Genomic DNA, 20,979 nt, shown 5'->3' with positions numbered 1-20,979 from the left:
GCCGTCGCCGGCCGTCCCGGGCATCCGCTTGACTAGTGGCAGAGCAGCAGGCTGAGGTTGCTCGGCGTGTGGGACTCGCAGCCCAGGACGGTCAGCGTGCTGCCGCCGCCGCCACCGTGGCCGCCGCCGGGGGTCTCCAGGGTCTGCAGGTCGAGAAGAACCATGGTGTAACTCCACTTCTGGGGGAAAAGCGCTTACCGGGGGATACGCGAAGAACCTCGGGGGAGGCTCAGTGGCAGAGCAGCAGGCTGAGGTTGCTGGGGGTGTGGGACTCGCAGCCGAGAACGGTCAGCGTGCTGCCGCCGCCGCCGCCGTGGCCGCCGCCGGGGGTCTCCAGGGTCTGCAGGTCGAGAAGAACCATGGTGTGACTCCACTTCTGGTGAGCTGGAAGGGTGAGGGGGTCAGTGGCAGAGCAACAGGCTGAGGTTGCTCGGGGTGTGGGACTCGCAGCCCAGGACGGTCAGCGTGCTGCCGCCGCCGCCGCCGTGGCCGCCCCCGGGGGCTTCCAGGCTCTGCAGGTCGAGAAGTACCATGTGATCTACACCTCCTTCGATCTTGGTGTTCGTGGGAGTCGAGGTCGCTCGGCGGTTCACGCAGTCGTTGCCTTGGTCAGGGAGCCTGCGCCGCCGGGCGGCCCGGTAAAGGGGAGGAACACCGGCTCGTCGCGCAGCACGGTGCTCATCGCGAAGAGGACTCCGGCCGTGCCGGTCGCGAAGTCCATGGAGAGCCGCATCAGCTGGTCACCGGGGAAGGCCAGGCCGCCCGCGTACGGCAGGGCGTGCCAGCCGAGCCCGCTCAGCTGCGCGGACACGAGGTCGTTCAGGGCCGTTGAGCCTCCGGTCCTGGCCCGTCCGGCGCCCAGGGCCACGATCATGCCGGCGCGGCCGGTGAACAGGCCCGGCTGGACGTAGAAGCCGGCCCCGGTGACACGCTCGCAGCCGTCGAGGGCGGTCCTGAGGTCCGCGTCGTCGCGGTGGGCCAGATAGCGGCCCAGCGCCAGGGCGATCCCCACCGACCCCTCGTCGAGATAGGGCAGGACGCGCCAGCCCTGGGTGACCTGGAGGGAACCGTCCTCGCTTGTGGTGCACCGCCGCAGGTCCTGGCGGAGCGCGACGGCCGCGCCGTCGAGCATCGAGGGGTCGCCGCCACGCTCGTAGGCGTGGGTGAGGAGCAGGGCCGGGCCGCTTGAGCCGTACATCAGTCCCGCGCGGGGGTTGCTCCCGCCGCTGATCTCGGGCACGTCGCCGGGGCCGCCGAGCCGGTCGGCGCAGACACGGGCGATCCGGTGGGCCAGCTCGGTCAGGCCCGTCTCACCGGTCGTCTCGCCCAGGTGGAAGAGGGTGAGCCCGATGCCGGACAGGCCGCCGAACAGGCCCAGGTCCAGGGCCTCCCACTTCTCCCGCATGCACCGTTCGACGATGTCGAGCGCGTCCTGGCGGTGTCCGAGCAGGTCGAGCACGTACGCCACCCCGTGCAGGCCGTCGTAGAAACCGAGGCCGGTACCCGGTTCGGGGTCGAGCGCCCCGCGCCGCAGCCACTCCTCATACTCGGGGAAACGGCCGCAACCCGCCCGTTCCAGGGCGTAGAGCACGCCGGCCGCGCCGTGGGCGACGCCGAGACCGCCGCCGGGACGGAACTGGGCGATGTCGCCGGGGAAGAGACGGTCCTTCCGCTCGGGGGTCGCGCTGGCCAGGATGGCCCTGGCCAGCGACTCCCTGACCTCCGGCCAGCCGTCGCTCTCCGGCCGGGGGATTCGGGTGGGGGTCGTCTCCGTCGCGCCGAGGATGGTCGTGACGGCCTCCTCGACCACCTCGGGCGGCACCGGGAAGGTCCGGGTGACCAGCTCGCCCAGGTGCAGGACCTTGGCCCGGTCGAGCGGGAGCATGATGGTCAGCTGCGGCGCGAACAGCCCGAGGCACAGACAGGCCAGGGCGTATTCGTCGATCTCGACGCCGTTGCGGTCGCGCGGCGCCCCGAAGGCCGGGTGGCCGAGACTGGCGCGGGCGTTGTCCTCGGCGAGCGTCGCCACCTCGTAGTCGATCAGGACGAGGCGTCCCTCCTCGGTGAGGAGGATGTTGTTCGGGTGCAGGTCGCCGAAGACGACGCCGCGCTCGTGCAGCGCCCGGACCGCCTGCCTGACCTTGGGAAGCATCTCCAGCGCCCAGGCGGTGTAGCCGGCGACGGCCTCCTCGTCGCGGACCGCCCTGGTCAGGGGGTAGCGCTTCACCAGGTGCCGCTGCAGGGGGTTGCCGTCGACGAACTCCTGCACCAGGAAGTGGTGCTCGCCCAGCGTGAAGTAGTCGAGCAGTTCGGGCACCGCGTCGAGACCGGCCAGCCTGCGCAGCATGTCGCGTTCGTGTGCCAGTCGTGCGACCGCGTCCCGTCCCGCGGCGTCGAGCCCGGCGTGCGGGCGCCCCTCCTTCAGCACGACCCGTCGCCCGGTGCCCCGGTCCCGTCCCAGGTAGACGCCCCCGCCGTTGGAGAACTGCAGCACACTCTCGATCTCGTACGGCAGGCCGCCGGTGGTGACCGCGTTGCGGGCGGCGAGGTGGGATTCGAGGAAGGCGGGCAGCCGTACCCAGGAGGGCAGACTGAAGGCGGGGCCGCGGACGTCGGGCACGAGACGCCCCGCGTCGTCCTCGACGGCCAGTACCAGCTCGCCGTTGTCGGCCACGCAGTGCCTGGGCACGAAACCCCCGTAGCGCACGAACAGCGGGCCGTCGCCGTAGCGCAGGTCGCTGAGCACGTAGGGGCCCCTGACGCCGCGCAGCAGCTCGTCGAGCTCCTTCAGGACCAGTTCGAGCTGGGCCTCGTCGACGGGATAGATCGTCACGAGCTTGCCGCTCGACCCACGGGCGGCGGCCTTGGAGTTCAGCATGGCCATGATCGGCAGGCTGCGCAGGAACTTGAACGCCACACCCCGGGGCACGCAGTAGTCCCACACGACCTCAAGGGCGCGCTCGGCGTCCTCGACGCACGCCGAGACGTGGATCTTCCACCCCTGGGCGGGCGTCCTGCCGTCGGCGGGCGCGTAGTGCATCCAGGTGTCGCCGGCCTGGTGCCTCCAGCCCGGCGGCACCTCCCGGGTCGCCTGGGGGAAGTCGGTGTGCTCTCCCCGGGAGCCGTCGAGGGTGTCGTAAAAGATCCGGTCAGCGAGACAGTAAACCTCATACTGGGCATTCACGGCATTCTCCCTGCTGTCTTCCAGAAGGAAGAATTCCGGATAACCAGAGAAATGACTAGTTACAAACTCCATGGGTCGCATATGTAAAATTCACAGGTTTAATCGCGAGATTGGGTGCTACCTGGGCATTTAGGGTATAAGTGAAAATTATTCAGAAAAACTTTTCCGGTACCTCGGCGACGAGCCGGAACCAGCCGTCCTCGCCGGCCGTCGCCCGCAGCGTGCCGCCGATCCCGGTGACCCGGTGCCGCAGGTTGCCCAGCCCGTTCCCCCCGGTCTCCTCCCCGCCCGGCCACTCCCCAGGTGGTGTCCCGTCCGGTGCACTGCGCGGCGCTTCGTAGGGTGCCCCGTCGTTGGCCACGCTCAGCCGCAGCAGGCCGTCCCGTCCGGTCAGCTCGATCACACATCTGCCCGGGTCGCTGTGCCTGAGCATGTTCGTGACCGCCTCGCGGACCACGGTCCCCAGCACCGCGCTGACGTCCTCCGGCAGTCCCGGCCGTCCGAGGTTGACCGAGCAGTCGATCCCGAAGCCCGTCAGCAGGGCCTGCGCCCGGGTGCTCTCCCCCCGCAGCGACAGCCGCCGGCTTCCCCTGGAGACGTGACGTACGGCGTGCGCGGCGCGCCGTACCGCCTGGAGTGTCTCGGCCAGTTCCTCGCGCAGCCGTTCGTCGTCCGCCGCGTGCCGGTAGGCCAGCTCACTCTTGATCGAGGCCAGCCAGAGCCAGTGCCCGGCGAGGTCGTGGATGTCGCGGGCCAGCTCCTCCCGGGCATGCCGTACGGCTCTGTCCCGCTCGGCGCGCAACCGTCCGACCCTGAGCGCCAGGGCGATCGTGACGCCCAGCGAGACCAGCAGGGCCCCCACCGCGACCGCCGTGACGGCGTACAGCTGGTGCGGCATCAACGACTCTTGTGCGGCAGGTGCATATACGGCAATAAAGGCAAAAAACCGTTTAACTGTCAATGAATGAGAACGTCATTCGGCGGGGAACGGCGTGAAACGGCGACGCGGGCCGTGCTCTTTTCCCCGCCTTCACCGGCGGGACGTGAGGGTCAGCGCGACGGCCAGGTAGGCAGCGGGCTCAGCAGCCAGGCGCCGAAGGCCAGGCAGACGATCGCGACCAGCAGGAAGAGGAAGATCCAGAACCCGGCGGGCAGGACGGTCAGCCGGGCGAGCTGGTCGGCGTCGGAGTCGGGAGTACGGCTGTGGCGGCGCTTGCGGCGCAGCTCCAGGATCGGCCTGACCCCGCCGAACAGCAGGAACCACACGGCGAGCTGGGCCAGGACGGCGTCGACGGCGGGCGGGGAGTACCACGTCAGGGCGAAGATCGCCCCACCGGTCGCCAGCAGGCTCACCACGCCGAAGAGGTTGCGGATCAGCAGCAGCATGCACAGCAGCAGGCCCAGCACGATCGTGATCAGCGCCGTCACGTGCCCCGCGGAGACCAGCCACGCCCCGCCGAGCCCGAGCAGGGAGGGGGCGACGTATCCGGCGGCGGCGGTCAGGATCATCCCCGGCCCCGTCGGCCTGCCCCGGGTCAGGGTCACGCCCGAGGTGTCGGAGTGCAACCGGATGCCCTGCAGCTTGCGCCGGGTCAGCAGCGCCATCAGCGCGTGCCCGCCCTCGTGCGCGATCGTGACCAGGCCACGGGACAGCTGCCACGAGGTGGGCCAGGTCACCACGGCCAGGGCCACCAGCGCGGACAGCAGCACGGCCCACCCGGGCGGCTCCGTCTGGACCCTGGTCAGGGCCCTCCAGACCTCCGACAACGACCATCTCTCCTTAGAATCTTCCGAACCCTTCGAGTTCCCTGACTCCCTCAGGCCTTTCGCGGTGCCGGAGCAAAGCGTCCCACGACATCCGGTGTGCTGGCGATAAAGCCGTGACAGGACGGTCCCGGCCGGTTCGCCCGCCGTACTCCCGGGTGTCCCTCGGCGGTCACCTTCACCCCCGAACCTGGGGTTCCCAATCTCACTTTCAGGGCTGTCACCAGGCCCGGTCCCCGCCTAAACTCGGTCAGCGGAACATCCGTGATCGGGGGAAATCACGTGAACGATCAGAATGCCGGGCTCATCAAGAGCTTCTACGCGGCCTTCGCCCGCGCAGACCTCGACTCCATGGAACGGTGCTACCACCCGGAGGTCACCTTCGGCGACCCCGTCTTCCTGGAGCTCGAAGGCAGGAGCAGGGTGATGGGCATGTGGCGGATGCTGTTGAGCGGTGAGGGCGGCGTCGCCGTGTCCGTCAGGGACGTCACCGCCAGGCGTTACGACGGCGCGGCGCACTGGACCGCCCGCTACGTCTTCGGCAGGACCGGCAGGCCGGTGATCAACGAGATCGACGCCCTGTTCAGGTTCGAGGACGGCCTGATCGTCCGGCACCACGACGAGTTCGACTTCAGGCGCTGGTCCAGGATGGCGCTGGGCAAGCCGACCGGCCTGCCGTTCGGCTGGACATCGGTGTTCCGGGACACGATCCGGGGCAGGGCGATGCGGTCACTGGAGGACTTCATGAGGGCCGGATGAGCCGGATGAGGAGACAGGCGTGGCCGATCGGCAGATGCGCAGCATACTGAGCCTGGTACGCGGGCGTTCCGGAGGAGAGCGTGACTCTCCCGAGCGTTCCATGGACCCCCGGGCGGACGATCAGCTGCCCCCGCCTCGCTCACACGTCATCGACAGCGCGATCTACGTGAACGGTCTCAGGGACGTGACCCCCGAGTCCCTGCCCGAGGCCTTCGAGTTCCTGAAGAGGACGCCGGGCAGCATGGCCTGGATCGGCTTCTACCGGCCGGAGGACTCGGTCATCGTCAACGTGGCCGAGGAGTTCGACCTGCACGAACTGGCCGTCGAGGACGCCATCGTCGCCCACCAGCGGCCCAAGGCCGACCGCTACGGCGACACGCTGTTCGTGGTGCTGCGCCCCGCGAGATACCTCGACGAGGCCGAGGAGGTCGACTTCGGCGAACTGCACGTCTTCGTCGGCCAGAACTTCGTGATCACCGTACGGCACAGCGAGACCCCGGACCTGTCCCAGGTCCGCAGGAGGATGGAGAGCGACCCCGAACTGCTCGCCAAGGGGCCGCAGGCGGTGTTCTACGCCATCCTGGACGCGGTCGTCGACGGCTACGCGCCGGTGGTCGCGGGACTGCAGAACGACATCGACGAGATCGAGGTCGAGGTCTTCAGCAACAAGCCGGGCGTCTCCCGCCGCATCTACGAGCTGTCCCGCGAGGTGATCGAGTTCCAGCGCGCCACCCAGCCGCTGCTCGGGATGGTCGAGGGACTCATCGCCGGGGCGCCCAAGTACGGGATGGACGAGGAGGTGCAACGGCACCTGCGCGACGTCGCCGACCACGCGATCACCGTGGCCGAGCGGGTCAGCGGCTTCCGGCAGATGCTCCACGACATCCTCGTGGTCAACTCGACCATGGTGGCCCAGGCCCAGAACGAGCACATGACCAACCTCACCGAGGTCAGCAACGCCCAGAACGAGGAGGTCAAGAAGATCTCCGCCTGGGCCGCGATCCTCTTCGCCCCGACCCTCGTCGGCACCATCTACGGCATGAACTTCGAGGTCATGCCGGAGATCCACTGGTGGTTCGGCTACCCGTTCGCGGTGCTCCTGATGGCGGCCGTCTGCGTGACCCTCTACATCGTCTTCAAACGCCGTGACTGGTTGTGACCGAACCGGCCGTCCGTGTTTTCCGTGTTTTCCGCCCGCTGTGAAACGCCTTTCCCGTACGGCGCCGCCGCCGGGCGGTGTTCTCACCGGGCCGGGTAAATGAATTTGTCGACGTTTCTGTGAAACCCGGGGACACGACGGGGCCCCGGCGCACGGCCGGGGCCACAGGGGGATTGCGGGGCCGCTCAGCCGAGCTTGGCCAGGATCAGGCCGAGCTTGTCGTCCATGGAGTCCATCCGTTTCTCCATGGCGTCCATCCGGCCGCCCAGGCCTCTCACCTCGGCCTCAAGGCTGTCCATCCGGCCGCCCAGGCCTCTCACCTCGGCCTCAAGGCTGTCCATCCTGCCACCCAGGCCTCGCACCTCGGCCTCCAGGCTGTCCACCTTGGTCTCCAGGCCGCCCACCCGGACGCCCAGGTTCCTGACCTCGGTCTCCAGGCCGTCCACCCGCGCGGTGAGCGCGACCAGGTCGTCCCCGGTGGCCATCCTGTTCATGATCTCTTCGAGCACGGGGGAGGTGTACGTCATGATCTCCTCCCGGATGATCACGGGCAGGTTGCCCAGCGTCCCCTTGACGTCGGCGAGATCCGAGCCCGTCCTGAAGGCCCAGGATTCGAGCGCCGCCACTCGCCGGCAGGTGCTCGTCGTCGCCACGTCGGTCATGCTGTCTCCTGGTCGGGGGAGCCTCCGTCGAACGGCGGGCCGGGCGACGGAGTCGTCACAGTGCGTGGCCAATCGAACACCGTCGACGACGGGGCGGGGGCGGTTTCGCGCGGTCAGCCCAGCAGTTTGCGGGCGGCGTCCTCGATCTCGGCCTCGGAGAGCAGCACGTGCCTGGCCGCCTCCCCCAGCGGGACGAAGCTGTCGGAGGAGGTCACCCGGGCGATCCGGCCGGTGAACCCGGCGTCGAGCAGCTCGGCCACCACGCTCTCCGAGACGCCGCCTGAGCGACGGGTCTCGTCGGCGATCAGCACCCGGCCGGTCAGCTCCGCCGCGCGCAGCAGGTCCTCGACCGGCAGCGGGGACAGCCAGCGCAGGTCGAGGACGCGGCAGCCGTACCCCTCGGCGGTGAGCCTGACCGCGGCGCGCAGGCTCATGCGCAGGCCGTTGCCGAAGGTCACGATGGTCAGGTCGCGGCCGTCGCCGTAGCTGCGGGCCCTGCCGATCGGGACGTGCGTCTCGGCCCAGCGCGAGGGCGGCACATACGGCGAGAGCCAGCCGTTGTCGCCCTCCTCGAACAGGTCACGGGTGTTGTACAGGGCGATCGGCTCAAGGAAGACGCACACACTGCCGTCGGTCCTGGCGGCGGCCACGCAGGTGCGCAGCATGGAGGCGGCGTCGTCGGGCCTGGCGGGGGAGGCGACCACGAGACCGGGGATGTCGCGGAGGGCGGCCACGGAGTTGTCGTTGTGGAAGTGACCGCCGAAGCCCTTCTGGTAGGCGTAGGCGGCCACCCGCACGACCATCGGATTGCGGAAGGCGCCCTGGGAGAAGAACGACAGCGTCGCCGCCTCACCCCTGATCTGGTCGAGCGCGTTGTGCAGGTAGGCGAGGTACTGGATCTCGGGCACCGGCAGCAGGCCGGAGACGCCGGAGCCGAGCGCGAGGCCGAGCACGGCCTGTTCGTCGAGGAGGGTGTCGAAGACCCGCCCGGCGCCGAAGCGCTTCTGCAGCCCCCGGGTGACCCCGTAGACGCCGCCCTTGCGGGCCACGTCCTCACCGAAGACCAGCACGTCGGGGTGGGCGGCGAGCTGGTCGGCCAGAGCCCGGTTGATCGCCTGGGAGAGGGTGAGCGGGCCCTCCTGCTCGGGCAGCCTGCCCGCGAAGGCCTTCTCCCTGGAACCGGAGGAGACCGCGCTGGCCGGGGCGACGGTGCGCGGGGTCCGGGGCGCCAGCGGCTCCATGACGTCGGCGGCCGAGGTCAGACGCGGGCGGCGCGAACTCTCCAGGGCCATCTTGAGCAGATGCTCACGCGTCGTCTCGTAGTGCAGCAGCAGTTCGTCCGGCGTGGCCAGGCCCGCCTCGACGAGCAGCCTGGCCGTGGCGACGAGAGGGTCGCGCTCCAGGTCGGCGTTGATCTCCCGCTTCGTCCGGTAGGACAGCTCGACGTCCGAGCCCGCGTGTCCCATCAGCCGGACGGTCCGGACGTGCAGCAGGGCGGGGGAGCGGCGCTCGCGGACGTGCTGGGCGGCGGCGAGGGCCACGTCGTGGACGTCGGCCAGATCGCAGCCGTCGGCGGCGAAGTAGGTCAGCCGAGGATGGCGTGCCGCCTCGACCCAGCCCTGCGGTGTCCGCACGCTGATGCCCAGGCCGTTGTCCTCGCAGACGAGCAGCAGAGGCAGCGCCACCCCCTGGTAGGAGACGTAGCCCGCGGTGTTGAGGGCCGACAGCGCGCTGGCGTGGTTGACCGACGCGTCGCCGAAGCTGCACACCGTGATCGCGTCGTCCGGCCAGGCCGAGCGCAGGCCGAGCGCCCGGGCGCGTTCGACGGCGAAGGCGACTCCGACAGCGCGCGGCATGTGACTGGCGACCGTCGAGGTCTGCGGGATCACCGCCAGATCGGGGTGACCGAAGACCTTGTGGCGGCCGCCCGCGATGGGCTCCTCCGCCGAGGCGGTCAGGCCGAGCAGCACGTCGCGCAACCCCTGCTCGGGCAGCCGTCCGGCCATCGCGGACCTGGTCAGGTAGAAGGCCCCAGAACGGTAGTGCAGGAGCGCGGGGTCGGTGACGCGCAGCGCGGCCGCGACCGCGGCGTTGCCCTCGTGCCCCGAGGAGCCGATGGTGTAGAAGCCCTCCCCCTGGGCGCGCAGCCAGCGGGCGGCCACGTCCAGGAGCCTGCTGCCGAGCTGGAACTCGAACAACTCCCGGCAACGGGCCCCGGTCAGGCTCGTGCCCTCACGCACGGGAAGGCCGGGATCACGCGGGGCCCCCGGGGACAGGGCGGCCACCGCCTCGGTGAAATTGGTCTCAACTGCGTCGCGCGCCACAGCCCGATTATGTCCCCATCGGAGAGTGCCGCACCGGCACCTTGAGGTCTTTGGCGTCACGCCCCGCCCGTTTTGCGGCGTCGTGCCTGATGGGAGGTGTCGTCGGTGAAAACTCACACCATCTGCCGGATTTATCAACTAATAGACCGACTTGTGTGTCTATTTGACCTAATGATGCTTAGGTTTCGGCTGGGCGTATCAATGGAAGAGTGAGGGGCCGAAAGAAGGCGCATTCCTTCCCGGGCGTCCGGGACGTACGGCCCCGTTCGCCCCACTGTTAACGAACGCTAACTTTCGTCGTCGTTCAGCGTGGCGAGGGCCGTACGGGCCATGCCGAGCAGCAGGCGCGCCATCGCCTCCCCGGGCAGCTCGCCCGCGCTGTGCGGGGTCGAGTTGAGCAGGCCGAAGACGGCGTGCGTCGCGGCGCGCAGGCGGGCGGGCGGGCACGCGGGGTGCAGCTCGCTCAGCACCGTGACCCACTCCTCGACGTAGAGGCGCTGGAGCCTGCGGATCTGGCGCCGGGCGGGCTCGGGGACGTTGCCCAGCTCACGGTCGTGCACGGTGATCAGCGAAGGATGGCTGAGGGCGAACTCGATCTGGCCGCTGAGCAGGGCGTCCAGCGCGGCCTCCGGGCCGGGGGCGGTCGTCACCCGGTCCGCGGCCGAGGCGTGCAGGCGCTCGCTCACGTCGAGCAGCATCTCGGCGAGCAGCGCCTCCTTGCCGCTGAAGTGCCGGTAGAGGGCGGGGCCGGAGACGCCGACCGCGCCGCCGATGTCCTCGATGGAGACACCGTGGAAGCCCCGCGCCGCGAACAGCTGGGCCGCGGCGTCCAGGATCTCCACGCGTCGCGTCCCTCGGTTGCGGGCAGGGGTCCGAGCGGTTGTCACATCTCGCATGGTAGACGCTGACGTTAATGATGACTAACATCGGCGGTGACGTTAGCGACCGTTAACCCGCGACGACGGAGTCGGGGACGGCCCGGACAAGGGGGCTCGCATGAGTGGCTGGCCGGTGCTGCGAAGCGCCTGCGATCCTGGCGGTGAGGGGTTCAAGGGCAACGCGGAGACCAATGAGCGGCTCGTCGCCGACCTGGCCGAGCGCGTCGCCGCCGCGGGGGAGGGCGGTCCTGAGCGTTCACGCGCCAGGCACGTCGCCCGGGGCAAGCTGCTGCCCCGCGACCGCGTCGGCACCCTGCTCGACCCGGGCTCGCGCTTCCTTGAGCTCTCCCAACTCGCCGCGACCGGAATGTACGGTGACGAGGCCCCCGCGGCCGGGATCATCACCGGCGTCGGCCGGGTCTCCGGGCGCGAGTGCGTGGTCGTCGCCAACGACGCCACCGTCAAGGGCGGCACCTACTACCCCGTGACGGTCAAGAAGCACCTGCGGGCCCAGGAGGTCGCCCTCCACAACAACCTGCCGTGCCTGTACCTCGTCGACTCGGGAGGCGCGTTCCTCCCCAAACAGGATGAGGTCTTCCCCGACCGGGAGCACTTCGGCCGCATCTTCTACAACCAGGCGACCATGTCGGCGCGCGGCATCCCGCAGATCGCCGCGGTCCTCGGCTCCTGCACGGCAGGCGGCGCCTACGTCCCGGCGATGAGCGACGAGGCGGTGATCGTCCGCAACCAGGGCACGATCTTCCTGGGCGGCCCGCCGCTGGTCAAGGCCGCCACGGGGGAGGAGGTCACCGCGGAGGAACTCGGCGGCGGCGACCTGCACGCCAGGGTCAGCGGCGTCACCGACCACCTGGCCGAGGACGACGCGCACGCGCTGCGGATCGTCCGCGACATCGTGGCCACCCTGGGCCCACGGTCCCCCGCCCCCTGGGAGCGCGTCCCCGTCGAGGAACCCGCGCACGACCCCCGCGACCTGTACGGCATCGTCCCGGCCGACACCCGCACGCCGTACGACGTGCGGGAGATCATCGCCCGGGTCGTGGACGGCAGCCGCTTCCTGGAGTTCAAGGCCGAGTACGGTTCCACGCTCGTCACCGGTTTCGCCCACATCCACGGCCACCCCGTCGGCATCGTCGCCAACAACGGCATCCTGTTCGCCGAGTCCGCGCTCAAGGGCGCCCACTTCATCGAGCTGTGCGACCGCAGGGGCGTCCCGCTGGTCTTCCTGCAGAACATCAGCGGCTTCATGGTCGGCAGGGCCTACGAGGCGGGCGGCATCGCCAAGCACGGCGCGAAGATGGTCACCGCCGTCGCCTGCGCCAGGGTGCCGAAGTTCACCGTGGTCGTCGGAGGCTCCTTCGGGGCGGGCAACTACGCGATGGCGGGCCGCGCCTACTCGCCCAGGTTCCTGTGGATGTGGCCGAACGCCCGCATCTCGGTCATGGGCGGTGAGCAGGCCGCCAACGTGCTCTCCACGGTCGGCGGCGCCGACCCCGAGGCCATCCGCAGGCAGTACGAGGAGCAGGGCAACCCCTACTACTCGACCGCCCGCCTGTGGGACGACGGCGTCATCGACCCCCTCGACACCAGAACGGTCCTCGGCCTGGCCCTGTCGGCCGCGGCCAACGCCCCCCTCGACCCCGTCGGCTACGGCGTCTTCCGGATGTGATCACCTCATGACACCTGTGACCCAGGCACCCGCCCCGCGCGGCATGTTCGGCACCGTCCTGGTCGCCAACCGCGGTGAGATCGCCCTGCGCGTCATCCGCACCCTCTCCAGGCTCGGCGTCCGCTCCGTCGCGGTCTTCAGCGACGCCGACGCCGACGCCCGTCACGTCAGGGAGGCCGACGTCGCGGTACGGCTCGCCGGCGGCTACCTCGACATCGACGGGATCCTGGCCGCCGCGGCGGCCACCGGAGCCCAGGCCGTGCACCCCGGATACGGCTTCCTGGCCGAGAACCCCGCCTTCGCCCGCGAGTGCGCGCGGGCGGGCCTGGTGTTCGTCGGGCCGCCGCCGGAGGCCATCGAGGCCATGGGCGACAAGATCCGCGCCAAGGCGACCGTCTCCGCGGCGGGCGTGCCCGTCGTGCCCGGCGGCGCAGAACCGGACGACGACCTCGCCGAGGCCGCGGGCCGCGTCGGCTTCCCGGCGCTGATCAAGCCCTCGGCGGGCGGCGGCGGCAAAGGCATGGTGCTGGTGCGCTCGGCCGCCGAACTGCCCGAGGCCCTGGAGTCGGCCCGCCGTACGGCCGCGGCCGCGTTCGGCGACGCGACCCTGCTGATCGAACGGTTCGTCGAGGGGCCGCGGCACATCGAGATCCAGGTGATGGCCGACGCCCACGGCAACGTCGTCCACCTGGGCGAGCGCGAGTGCAGCCTCCAGCGCCGCCACCAGAAGATCATCGAGGAGGCGCCCTCCCCGCTGCTCGACGAGGAGTCCAGGGCGCGGATGGGCGCGGCGGCCGTCGAGGCGGCCAGGGCCGTCGGCTACACCGGCGCCGGGACGGTCGAGTTCATCGTGCAGGGCACGACCGGCGACTACTACTTCATGGAGATGAACACCAGGCTCCAGGTCGAGCACCCCGTCACCGAGCTGGTCACCGGCCTCGACCTGGTCGAACTGCAGCTCAGGGTGGCGGCGGGCGAGCCCCTGCCGCTCACCCAGGACCAGGTACGGCTGCGCGGCCACGCCGTCGAGGCCCGCGTCTACGCGGAGGACCCCGCCAGGGGCTTCCTGCCGACCGGAGGCCGGGTGCTGGCGCTGCGCGAGCCCGAGGGAGTCGTCGAGGGGGTCAGGGTCGACTCGGGCCTGGCCGAGGGCGGGGTCGTCGGCAGCGGCTACGACCCGATGCTGTCGAAGATCGTCGCCTGGGGACCGGACAGGGACAGCGCGCTGCGGCGCCTCGACGGGGCGCTCGCCGCCACCGCGGTGCTCGGTGTGCCGACCAACGTCGCGTTCCTGCGGGCGCTGGTCACCCACCCCGAGGTGGTCGCCGGAGACCTCGACACCGGCCTGGTCGAACGCAACCTGGACGACCTCCTGCCCGAGGGGGGCCTGCCCGAGGACGTGCCGGTCGCCACGGCGCTGCTGCTGCACCACGGGAGGACGCCCGCCGTACCGGCGGTCGCCGACCCCTGGGAGGTGCCGGACGGCTGGCGTCTCGGCGGAGCCGCCTGGACCGTCTGGCGGCTGGAGAACCGGGGCGAGGTCGTCGAGGTCGGGGTGCGCGGGCTGCCCGCGCGCGGCGCCGAGGTCCGGTTGCCCGGCGGGAGGACCGCGCGGGCGAGCCTCTCCCTGAACGGGGGCGACCTGCTGGTCACGCTGGACGGGGTCGGCAGGCGCTACGGCTGGGCCCAGGGGGCCGAGGACACGCTCTGGCTGGGGCGTGACGGGGACGCCTGGGCGCTGACCCGCCACCACCTGGGCGACCCGGGAGACCGGGCGGGAGCCGGCTCGGGAGGCGACGGAGTCGTCCGCAGCCCCATGCCGGGAACGGTACTGCTGGTCAAGGCCGTGGTCGGGGAGCGGGTCGAGCGGGACCAGCCGCTGCTCGTCGTCGAGGCCATGAAGATGGAGCACACCGTGACCGCCCCGGCCGCGGGGACGGTCACGGAGCTGCGGGTCAGGGCCGGACAGGCGGTCGACATGGACGCCGTGCTCGCGGTCGTCGACGTCGCGGAGGTTTCCGGCGAGGGCGGGGAGGACCGGGCATGATGCGTGAGCCGTACAGGATCGAGGCACGGGGGCTGCCCGAGCGGGTCACCGTCTACGAGGTCGGCCCGCGCGACGGGCTGCAGAACGAGGCGGTCACGGTCCCGGTCGAGGTCAAGGCGGAGTTCGTCGCCAGGCTCGCCGCCGCGGGCCACCGGGTGATCGAGACGACCAGCTTCGTGCACCCGAAGTGGGTTCCCCAGCTCGCCGACGCCGCCGAACTGCTGGAACGGGTGGAACGGGTGCCCGGTGTGCGCTACCCGGTGCTCGTGCCCAACGAGCGGGGGCTCGACCGGGCGCTCGAACACGGCGTCGAGGAGATCGCGATCTTCGCCAGCGCCACCGAGACGTTCGCGAACAGGAACCTGAACCGGACGCTTGAGTCGCAGTTCGAGATGTTCGAGCCGGTGGTCGCGCGGGCGCTCGGCAACGGCCTGCGCGTCAGGGCGTACGTCTCGATGTGCTTCGGCGACCCGTGGGAGGGGCCGACCCCCGTGGCCCAGGTGGTCTCCGTCGGGCGCAGGCTCCTGGACCTCGGCTGCTACGAGCTCTCGCTGGGCGACACCGTGGGAGTGGGCACCCCCGGGCACGTGGCCGCCCTCATCGGAGCCCTGGCCGGGGACCTCGGCGGGCCGGAGCGGCTCGCGGTGCACTTCCACGACACCTACGGCCAGGCCCTGGCCAACACCCTCACCGCCCTGCGCGAGGGCGTGACCGTGGTCGACGCCTCGACCGGCGGCATCGGGGGCTGCCCGTACGCCGAGAGCGCGACCGGCAACCTCGCGACCGAGGACCTGGTGTGGATGCTGCACGGTCTCGGCGTGGAGACCGGGCTCGACCTGCCCTCGCTGGTGCAGACCAGCACCTGGCTGGCTGAGCGGCTCGGCCGCCCCAGCCCCTCCCGGGTCGTACAGGCCCTGGGAACGGCCCCGGACGTCAAGGAGTGACGATGCCCAAGCTCGCTGAGGAATACGAGGACCTGCGAAAGACCGTCGAGGAGTTCGCCCGCGACGTGGTGGCCCCGGTGATCGGGGACCTGTACGAACGCGAGGAGTTCCCCTACGACATCGTGCGGCAGATGGGCGCGATGGGCCTGTTCGGCCTGCCGATCCCGGAGGAGCACGGCGGCATGGGCGGCGACTACTTCGCGCTCTGCCTGGCCCTTGAGGAGCTGGCCAGGGTCGACTCCAGCGTCTCCATCACCCTTGAGGCCGCGGTCTCGCTGGGCGCCATGCCGATCTACCGCTTCGGTACGGACGAGCAGCGCGCCACGTGGCTTCCCCGCCTGGCCTCGGGCGAGATTCTGGGCGCCTTCGGCCTGACCGAGCCCGGCGGCGGTTCGGACGTGCCCGGCGGCATGCGGACCACGGCCGTGCTCGACGGGGACGAGTGGGTGATCAACGGCTCCAAGGCGTTCATCACCAACTCCGGCACCGACATCACCGGCGTCGTCGGCGTGGCCGCCATCACCGGGGAGCGGGAGAACGGCAAGAAAGAGATCTCGACCATCCTGGTCCCCTCGGGAACGCCCGGGTTCACCGTCTCGAAGAAGTACTCCAAGGTCGGCTGGAACTGCTCCGACACCCGTGAGCTGTCCTTCACCGACTGCCGGGTCCCGGCGGCCAACCTCCTCGGCCAGCGGGGGCGGGGCTACGCGCAGTTCCTGCAGACCCTCGACGAGGGCCGTATCGCGATCGCGGCCCTGTCCGTCGGCCTGGCCCAGGGCTGTGTCGACGAGTGCCTGCGCTACGTCCACGAGCGCCGGGCCTTCGGCCACCCGATCGGCCACTACCAGGCCATCCAGTTCAAGATCGCGGACATGGAGGTCCGCACCCACACCGCCCGCCTGGCCTACCACCACGCGGCGGAGCGGATGCTGGCGGGCGAGCCGTTCAAGAAGGAGGCGGCCATCGCCAAGCTGGTCTCCAGCAACGCGGCCATGGACAACGCCCGCGACGCCACCCAGATCTTCGGCGGCTACGGCTTCATGAACGAGTACCCGGTGGGCCGTTTCTACCGCGACGCCAAGATCCTGGAGATCGGCGAGGGCACCAGCGAGGTGCAGCGCATGCTCATCGCCCGTGAGCTGGGCCTGTCCAGCCTGTGAGACCCCGTCCCCGGCGCCGCCAGGACGGCGGCGCCGGGGTTCGTGCGTGATCTCCACGTTTCCCGCACGGAATCCGCACGTTTCCGTGCCGGGCTGACCTCATGGAGGTCCCCGGGCGTCTTCAGCCGGTTGCGGTCAGGACGGACACGGCCCATGACAGGGCGGGGCGCGCCGTCCTGGTCGCGGTCGCGGCACCGCCGATGACCGCCCTCGCCGACCGGACGCTGCTCGCCTGGCTCCTCGACCACGGCTCCTGCACCCGGCCGGTGTACCGGGGGTCCATGGAGTGCGAGGGGCCTGCGGGCATGCTGGAGGCCCTTCTTGTCGCGGCGCCGCTGACCCTGCCGCCGCCGGCCGTGCAGATGCGGCTGATCGCCCTCGCCGTACGGCGTGCGAGGCGGGGGTGAGGTCCCTCAGACGGGGTCGGCCTGTGACGGGCTCGGCCGGTCTCCGTTCGGGGAGCCGCCCTGCGACTCGCCTGGGGAGCCGGGCGGTGAACCGTGCGAGCCGTTCGGGGACATCGCCGCGGCGGCCTTCGACATGATGCGCGCCATGGTCGCCAGCTCCTCGGGGGTCAGCTGGTCGATCAGGAAGGCGCGGACGACGGCCACGTGGCCGGGCGCGGTCTTCTCAAGGCAGCGCACTCCCTCGTCGGTGAGCACCGCGAGCACGCCCCGTTCGTCGGAGGGGCAGTCCATCCGCTCGACCAGCCCTCGTTTCTCAAGCTGCCCTATCTGGTAGGTCAGCCCGCTCTTCGAGACGACCAGTCTGCGGGCGAGGTCGCTCATGCGCAGCCGCCGCTGCGGCGCGATCGAGAGCTTGGCGAGAATCTCGTAGTGGGGATGGGTAAGTCCAGAGTCGGCCTTCAGTTGCTCCTCGATGCGCCGCTCCAGCAGGTGCGTCGCCCTGAGGTAGGCCATCCAGGCATCCAGTTCACCTTCGCTCAACCATCTCGTGTCCGCCACTTTTCCAGTGTATGGGTTGTTCGAATTTGAACCAGGGAGTTAAGGTGGTGGTTCAAATTCGAACGACCATGGGGAGTCCTCATGTTTTGGCTTGAGCGTGCGAGGCCGATCGCGCTGCTGCTGGCACGGATCGGCGTCGGAGTGATCTTCGTCGTCCACGGCTGGCAGAAGTTCGCCACCATGGGCCTGAGCGGCACGACGGCCTTCTTCGAGCAGATCGGCGTACCGCTGCCGGGCCTGGCGGCACCGGCGGTCGCCGTGATCGAGCTGGTCGGCGGCATTGCGCTCATCCTCGGAGCCGCCCTGCCGATCGCCGCGATCCTGCTCGTCCTGGACATGCTCGGGGCGATCGTCTTCGTCCACGGCGCCAACGGCTTCGACGCGGCCAAGGGGGGCTACGAGTTCGTCCTGGCCCTGATCTGCGCCCTGCTCGCCATCGCCTTCAGCGGTGGTGGCGCTCTCGCCCTCGACGACCTCTGGCAGCGGCGCCGTACGGCCGGCGTCTCCTGACGGCCCGCCGAACCTGGATGTCACCTCCGGCTCCATGGATCGCCGGTCCGGTGCGGGCGACAATCGGCACCACGACCGGGGACGACCAAGGAGCCGGGGGGCGAAGTGGGATGGCTGCGGCGGGTCGCCGGCGACCTCAGGAAGCGGCGGAACATCGACGCCCACGCCCTGACCGTCGTCGCAGTCCTCTACGCCCTGGTTTCGCTCTTCAGCGACAGGCTGGACGACGACTTCAGATGGGCGGTGCTGCTGTCGGGGCTCGGCCTGCTGATCTACCGCTCGCTTCCCGATGAGACCCCCGAGATGGCCGAGGGCGTCCTGTACGACCGGTCGGTCTACGACACGGTCCCGGCGGCGTCGTTGTTCGCCGGGGTGCGCGACGTCCGGGTCTTCGCCCCCTCGGCCGTCAACCTGCTGTCGGCGCAGACCTGCGAGATCCTGCGCAACAGCGTGCTGCGGCGCGAGAACGGCAGGGTCAGGATCGTCATCCTCGACCCCCGCGAAGAGGAGTCGGTCAGACAGGCGTCAAGGCAGCTCGACGAGTCGGTCGAGTTTCCCGTCCAGCGGCTGCCCGCCGCGCTGGAGACCACGATGGAACGGCTGCGGCTGATGAGCCGCTGGAAGACCCCGGGCGCCTTCGACTACCGCCTGCTGTCCTACAGCCCCGGTTTCAGCCTCGTGCTCCTCGACCCGGACACCCCGGCGGGCCGGGTGATCGTGGAGATCCACGGCTTCCACAACCTCTCGACCTCCTCCCGCATGCACCTGGAACTGACCCGCGGGCGCGACGAGCGCTGGTACGGATACTGGGTCGAGCAGTTCGACCACATCTGGAACGCGGCCCGGCACGACGTCCCCCCGGTCCCCGTTCTCCCCGCCGACGCGGCGGAGGCCGGGGAGCGAACCCTGCAGAACCCGGCGCCGGGCGTCAGGCGGACCTGAGCAGGAGCTGCCCCGCCTGCCCGCGCAGGTGCGGCGGCAGCCCGGGATCGCCCGCCTCCAGCGCGCGGGCGGCCAGATCCGCCGAGACCCCCGTCCTGCCGAGCAGCGCGTTGACCCGTGCGGCCCGAAGCAGCACCGGCCCGTTGCCCGGTTCCGCGCCCGTGGCGTCCAGGATCTCCTGCTCGGCGGCGTCGAGCCGCTGCGCCTGGGCGAGGGCCAGCGCCCTGGCCGCGACCGTGCCGGCCCGCTGGTGGTGCCGCACCCGGTTCAGGTCACGCAACGCCTCATCGGACCTGCCCAGATCGGCGAGGATCTCACCGCGCAACGCCAGCGCCTCGACCGGCGGCTCCCCGGCGAGGTTCACCGCTCCGTTGAGCATCGCGAGGGCGGCGAGCGGCTGCCCGAGCCACCACAGGGCCTGCCCCAGCGCCGACTGGACGAACATGTCGTTCGGGGCCCACGACAGGGCGGACTTGAGCACGTCGACGGCCTCGGCGTACTCACCCTGCGCCAGTCTGAGCCGCCCGTCGGCGGTCAGCGCCCGCGCCACCCCGTCGAAGCGCTGGAGCACCGCGAACGTCTCAGCGGCCTCCCTGAGGTGCGCGCGGGCGGTCTCCACCTCTCCCCGGGCGGCGGCGACCTCCCCCAGGATGGCCTTCACCTCGGCCCGCACCCACACCTCGTCGAACTCCGCGACACGAGCCGCCTCCTCGGCGAGCCTTCCCGCGCTCTCCCAGCTCTGCCTGGCCAGCAGCTCCCGTGCGTCCCTGAGGTAGGAGGCGGGGCGTTCCGGTCCGCGGACGGAGCTGATGAGACGATCGTGCTGCAGCTCGTACCAGCGGATTCCCAGCCGGTGCTCGGCCTTCAGGACATGACGGTCCTCCAGGGCCCTGGCGACGGCGTTGGGCATGCCCGCGGTCTCCTGAAGACCCTCGTAGACCGTGTTGCGGGTGCCGTGCTCGGTGACGAAGGCGTTGCGCAGCCAGTATCCGAGCTCCGCGGGGGGCACGTCGTGCTCGGCGGCGACGGCGTCGAGAGCCGTCCTGCAGAACCCGGTGAGGAACCGGTCGACGTTCACGTGCAGGTTCACGTGCTCGGAGGTGATCTCGCGCAGGGAGGGGGGCAGGGACTCCCACAGCGCCGAGCAGACGACCTGAAGCTGGACCGGCTCTATGGACTTCAGGGTCAGTATGGTCCGGTCCCCCTCGTCGTTGGCGATCACGGTCGTCTGGAGGTCGTTGACCAGCAGTTCGGCCGCGCCCCTGGCGAAGAACCGCCCCGTGCCCTCGATCGGCTTGGTCACGGCGTCCAGGGCCGCGGCGGGGGTGAAGGGCAGCAGGTGGAAACGCGCCCGCGACCCCCGGCCCAGCGGGCGTTCGTACGGAAGCACGGCGGCCAGGTGCTCCTCGCGCAGCGACAGCAGCAGGTGGAGTCCCGGATGCTCGTCCACGGCCTGGACCAGCTGGGCGAGCAGGGCGCTGCGGTCCTCCTCCCCGCGAAGCGAGCCGCCGAACAGCTCTTCGGCCTGGTCGACGGCCGCCAGGGTCGGCACGGGGTCACCGTACCGGTCGGTCCGCTCGGGGCGCCCGGCGAGGAACTCGGAGACCGTCAGCCCGGCGAGCACCGACAACGGTTCGTCCGGCGCCCACGCCGACAGCAGCGCCAGGACGTACGGGTTGGCCGTCCCCCTGGTGGAGAACCCGCGCGGGGAGACCCGGGCGATGGGCAGCACGTCCGCCCGCTCGGTCTCGATGCGGGACAGCACCCCGGCGTGCAGCAGGGAGGTCTTGCCGACCCCTGACGCTCCGAACAGCACGGTCAGCCCGGCGGCCTGCCAGATGGTCGCGACCTCACGGGTCTCCCGTTCGCGTGCGAAGAAACGCGCGTGGTCGGCCCGCAGATAGGGACGCAGCCCCACGTAGGGCTGGACGGGTTCACCTCTCACCTGCGCCGGGTCCGTCATGGCGCCCGTCCGTTCTTGTCTCCGCCGGGGC

At 70.7% G+C, this 20,979-nt stretch carries 20 protein-coding genes; 9 read left to right on the top strand and 11 right to left on the bottom strand.

Going from position 1 to position 20,979, the window contains the following annotated elements; all coding sequences use genetic code 11:
- Nucleotides 1-32: 32 nt before the first annotated feature.
- From ACIBVQ_RS19810 to ACIBVQ_RS19785, 6 genes are all read right to left on the bottom strand, one after another.
- Nucleotides 33-164, bottom strand: a complete 132-nt coding sequence (locus ACIBVQ_RS19810) for a SapB/AmfS family lanthipeptide (RefSeq protein WP_366280410.1) — start codon at nucleotides 162-164, stop codon at nucleotides 33-35.
- 65 nt (nucleotides 165-229) lie between these two features.
- Nucleotides 230-361, bottom strand: a complete 132-nt coding sequence (locus ACIBVQ_RS19805; protein WP_366280410.1) for a SapB/AmfS family lanthipeptide — start codon at nucleotides 359-361, stop codon at nucleotides 230-232.
- Nucleotides 362-401: 40 nt separating this feature from the next.
- Nucleotides 402-533, bottom strand: a complete 132-nt coding sequence (locus ACIBVQ_RS19800; protein WP_352011529.1) for a SapB/AmfS family lanthipeptide — start codon at nucleotides 531-533, stop codon at nucleotides 402-404.
- Nucleotides 534-589: 56 nt separating this feature from the next.
- The gene (lanKC, locus tag ACIBVQ_RS19795; protein WP_399179001.1) at nucleotides 590-3,184 is read right to left on the bottom strand and encodes a class III lanthionine synthetase LanKC; all 2,595 of its coding nucleotides are present in this window, start codon (nucleotides 3,182-3,184) and stop codon (nucleotides 590-592) included.
- A gap of 151 nt (nucleotides 3,185-3,335) precedes the next feature.
- Nucleotides 3,336-4,082 (bottom strand): sensor histidine kinase, encoded by a 747-nt coding sequence (locus ACIBVQ_RS19790; protein ID WP_399178999.1) that lies wholly within the window; start codon nucleotides 4,080-4,082, stop codon nucleotides 3,336-3,338.
- A gap of 152 nt (nucleotides 4,083-4,234) precedes the next feature.
- Entirely contained in the window at nucleotides 4,235-4,951 is a 717-nt protein-coding gene (locus tag ACIBVQ_RS19785) for a M50 family metallopeptidase (protein ID WP_399178997.1), read from the bottom strand.
- Nucleotides 4,952-5,230: 279 nt separating this feature from the next.
- On the opposite strand from ACIBVQ_RS19785, the gene ACIBVQ_RS19780 reads away from it, so the two are divergent.
- A complete protein-coding gene (locus tag ACIBVQ_RS19780) occupies nucleotides 5,231-5,707 on the top strand; it encodes a nuclear transport factor 2 family protein (RefSeq protein ID WP_352011533.1) in 477 nt (158 codons plus the stop codon).
- 19 nt (nucleotides 5,708-5,726) lie between these two features.
- Nucleotides 5,727-6,866, top strand: coding sequence for a magnesium and cobalt transport protein CorA (locus ACIBVQ_RS19775; protein ID WP_362775690.1), 1,140 nt, complete (start codon nucleotides 5,727-5,729; stop codon nucleotides 6,864-6,866).
- Between the two features lie 185 nt (nucleotides 6,867-7,051).
- On the opposite strand, the gene ACIBVQ_RS19770 is transcribed toward ACIBVQ_RS19775, so the two are convergent.
- From ACIBVQ_RS19770 to ACIBVQ_RS19760, 3 genes are all read right to left on the bottom strand, one after another.
- Nucleotides 7,052-7,528, bottom strand: a complete 477-nt coding sequence (locus ACIBVQ_RS19770) for a hypothetical protein (RefSeq protein WP_399178995.1) — start codon at nucleotides 7,526-7,528, stop codon at nucleotides 7,052-7,054.
- Between the two features lie 113 nt (nucleotides 7,529-7,641).
- Entirely contained in the window at nucleotides 7,642-9,852 is a 2,211-nt protein-coding gene (locus tag ACIBVQ_RS19765; protein ID WP_399178993.1) for a thiamine pyrophosphate-dependent enzyme, read from the bottom strand.
- A gap of 287 nt (nucleotides 9,853-10,139) precedes the next feature.
- Nucleotides 10,140-10,748, bottom strand: a complete 609-nt coding sequence (locus tag ACIBVQ_RS19760) for a TetR/AcrR family transcriptional regulator (protein WP_352011537.1) — start codon at nucleotides 10,746-10,748, stop codon at nucleotides 10,140-10,142.
- A 100-nt stretch (nucleotides 10,749-10,848) separates the two neighbouring features.
- Between ACIBVQ_RS19760 and ACIBVQ_RS19755 the strand changes: the two genes are divergently transcribed.
- The 5 genes from ACIBVQ_RS19755 to ACIBVQ_RS19735 all read left to right on the top strand — a co-directional run bounded on the left by ACIBVQ_RS19755 (nucleotide 10,849) and on the right by ACIBVQ_RS19735 (nucleotide 16,975).
- Entirely contained in the window at nucleotides 10,849-12,417 is a 1,569-nt protein-coding gene (locus ACIBVQ_RS19755) for a carboxyl transferase domain-containing protein (RefSeq protein ID WP_352011538.1), read from the top strand.
- A 43-nt stretch (nucleotides 12,418-12,460) separates the two neighbouring features.
- Nucleotides 12,461-14,464, top strand: coding sequence for an acetyl/propionyl/methylcrotonyl-CoA carboxylase subunit alpha (locus ACIBVQ_RS19750; protein WP_399179277.1), 2,004 nt, complete (start codon nucleotides 12,461-12,463; stop codon nucleotides 14,462-14,464).
- Nucleotides 14,461-15,408, top strand: coding sequence for a hydroxymethylglutaryl-CoA lyase (locus ACIBVQ_RS19745; protein ID WP_352011540.1), 948 nt, complete (start codon nucleotides 14,461-14,463; stop codon nucleotides 15,406-15,408). Before ACIBVQ_RS19750 ends, ACIBVQ_RS19745 begins: the two co-directional genes overlap by 4 nt.
- Before the next feature lie 2 nt (nucleotides 15,409-15,410).
- Nucleotides 15,411-16,568 (top strand): acyl-CoA dehydrogenase family protein, encoded by a 1,158-nt coding sequence (locus tag ACIBVQ_RS19740; protein WP_399178990.1) that lies wholly within the window; start codon nucleotides 15,411-15,413, stop codon nucleotides 16,566-16,568.
- A 101-nt stretch (nucleotides 16,569-16,669) separates the two neighbouring features.
- Entirely contained in the window at nucleotides 16,670-16,975 is a 306-nt protein-coding gene (locus ACIBVQ_RS19735) for a hypothetical protein (RefSeq protein WP_399178988.1), read from the top strand.
- A 6-nt stretch (nucleotides 16,976-16,981) separates the two neighbouring features.
- Here the strand turns inward: ACIBVQ_RS19735 and ACIBVQ_RS19730 are convergent, their stop codons facing one another.
- A complete protein-coding gene (locus ACIBVQ_RS19730; RefSeq protein ID WP_399178986.1) occupies nucleotides 16,982-17,533 on the bottom strand; it encodes a MarR family winged helix-turn-helix transcriptional regulator in 552 nt (183 codons plus the stop codon).
- Between the two features lie 81 nt (nucleotides 17,534-17,614).
- On the opposite strand from ACIBVQ_RS19730, the gene ACIBVQ_RS19725 reads away from it, so the two are divergent.
- Nucleotides 17,615-18,043, top strand: a complete 429-nt coding sequence (locus ACIBVQ_RS19725; RefSeq protein ID WP_352011544.1) for a DoxX family protein — start codon at nucleotides 17,615-17,617, stop codon at nucleotides 18,041-18,043.
- Between the two features lie 105 nt (nucleotides 18,044-18,148).
- Nucleotides 18,149-18,985 carry a hypothetical protein gene (locus ACIBVQ_RS19720; protein WP_399178984.1) on the top strand — a complete coding sequence of 279 codons (837 nt, stop codon included), beginning with the start codon at nucleotides 18,149-18,151 and terminating at the stop codon, nucleotides 18,983-18,985.
- On the opposite strand, the gene ACIBVQ_RS19715 is transcribed toward ACIBVQ_RS19720, so the two are convergent.
- A complete protein-coding gene (locus ACIBVQ_RS19715) occupies nucleotides 18,972-20,948 on the bottom strand; it encodes a tetratricopeptide repeat protein (protein ID WP_399178982.1) in 1,977 nt (658 codons plus the stop codon). The two genes, ACIBVQ_RS19720 and ACIBVQ_RS19715, sit on opposite strands and share 14 nt — an antisense overlap.
- Between the last annotated feature and the right edge of the window lie 31 nt (nucleotides 20,949-20,979).

It is taken from the genome of Streptosporangium sp. NPDC049376 (genome assembly GCF_044466505.1).
GTDB lineage: Bacteria > Actinomycetota > Actinomycetes > Streptosporangiales > Streptosporangiaceae > Streptosporangium.
The sequence above is the reverse complement of the archived record's forward strand: the minus strand, read 5'-3'. Positions and strand labels throughout refer to the sequence as shown.